Genomic DNA, 1,872 nt, shown 5'->3' with positions numbered 1-1,872 from the left:
GACGAACGCAGGCCGGACGCGACGCGGGGTAAAGCTCGCAGGCGAGGTCAGTGGCTTTTTCACCGGCAGGCACGGGCAGGGCCGCCCATATCTCGGCCGTGACAAAAGGCATGACAGGATGCAGCAGCAGCAGTATTTCCCGCAGGGCCAGCCACAGCACATACTGGGCCGCAGCCTTGCGCTGCTCGTCTTCGCTCTGCATGTCGGGCTTGATAAGTTCAAGATACCAGTCGCAAAACTCGTTCCAGAGAAACTTGTATCCAAGCTGGGCCGCATCGTTAAAGCGGTAGTCCCCAAGGGCCTGATCCATGTCCTGCTTGACGGTTTCAAGCCGGTGCAGCAGCCACTGGTGGTGCAGCCCCTGAATGTTGCCAAGGTCCACGCTGGCCGGGGCTTCTTCGGGCAGATTCATGAGGGTGAAGCGCGCGGCGTTCCAGAGTTTGTTGACAAAGTGGCGGTAGCCTTCAATGCGCTCTTCGGAAAGGCGGATGTCGCGGCCCATGGCGGCAAAGGCCGTCAGGGTGAAACGCAGGGCATCGCAGCCGTATTTGTCGATCATTTCCAGCGGGTTAATGACATTACCCGTGGATTTGGACATTTTGCGGCCCGATGCGTCGCGCACCAGCGCGTGCAGATACACGTCGGCAAAGGGCGGCTTGCCCATAAAATGGATGCCCATCATCATCATGCGGGCCACCCAGAAGAACAGGATGTCAAAGCCCGTAACCAGCACGGACGTGGGATACCAGCGATGCAGTTCCCTGGTATCGGCAGGCCAGCCCATGGTGGAGAACGGCCAGAGCGCCGAGGAGAACCAGGTGTCCAGCACGTCCTCGTCCTGCTTCAGCGCGGCGCTGCCGCAGTGGGGGCAGACATCCGGAGCTTCTTCGGCAACGATGAGCTGACTGCACGCCTCGCATGTCCAGGCGGGAATGCGATGCCCCCACCAGATCTGGCGGCTGATGCACCAGTCGCGGATATTGTCCAGCCAGTGATAATACGTCTTGAGCCAGGTTTCCGGCAAGATGCGGGTCAGGCCGGGTACGGCGTCGCGGGCGGCCGGAGCCATCCTGGTGGCGGCCACAAACCACTGGGTGGACACATGCGGCTCCACCACGGTGTGGCAGCGGTAGCAGTGGCCCACGGCGTGTTCCAGTTCTTCCACCCCTTCAAGCTGCCCGGCGGCCTCAATATCGGCCACGATTTTTTCGCGGCAGGCCGATTTTTCCAGCCCCTGGTAAATTCCGGCCTCGGCTTTCATGACGCCGTTTTCGTCAATGGCCTGAATAAAGAGCAGGTCGTGCTTTTTGCCCAGCATCCAGTCATTGGGATCGTGGCAGGGCGTCACCTTGAGCGCGCCAGTGCCGAATTCGCGATCCACATAGGCGTCCGCGATAATGGGAATTTCACGGCCCAGCACGGGAACCAGCGCCGTTTTGCCCACCATGTGGGCATAGCGCTCGTCCTCGGGGTGCACGCAGATGGCCGTATCGCCGGGGATGGTTTCAGGCCGGGTGGTGGCGATGGTGATAAAGCCGGAGCCGTCCGCAAGGGCATAGCGCACCTTCCAGAGCCTGCCCCTGCTCTGCTCGTGTTCCACCTCGTCATCGGCCAGCGCCGTATGGCAGCGGGAGCACCAATTAATGATGTAGTCGCCCTTGTAAATAAGGCCGTCGTTGTACAACTGCACAAAAACCTTGCGCACGGCGGCGGAAAGGCCCTCGTCCATAGTGAAACGCAGGCGCGACCAGTCCACCGAGGCGCCCATGGCGCGGATCTGGTCAAGGATGCGATGGCCGTAATCCTCACGCCATTCCCACACGCGCTCGACAAAAGCCTCGCGGCCCAGGTCCTTGCGGCCTTTGCCCTCGG

Annotated in this window: 1 protein-coding gene; it reads right to left on the bottom strand. The window is 61.3% G+C overall.

Annotated features, from left to right (window positions below):
* On the bottom strand, positions 1–1,872 hold a 1,872-nt coding region (locus V6C07_RS06220; RefSeq protein WP_333535492.1), incomplete at both ends, for a valine--tRNA ligase.

The organism is Desulfovibrio sp. 1214_IL3152 (assembly GCF_036763055.1).
GTDB lineage: Bacteria > Desulfobacterota > Desulfovibrionia > Desulfovibrionales > Desulfovibrionaceae > Desulfovibrio.
Note: the sequence above shows the minus strand (reverse complement) of the source record. Positions and strands in the feature narration are given on the sequence as shown.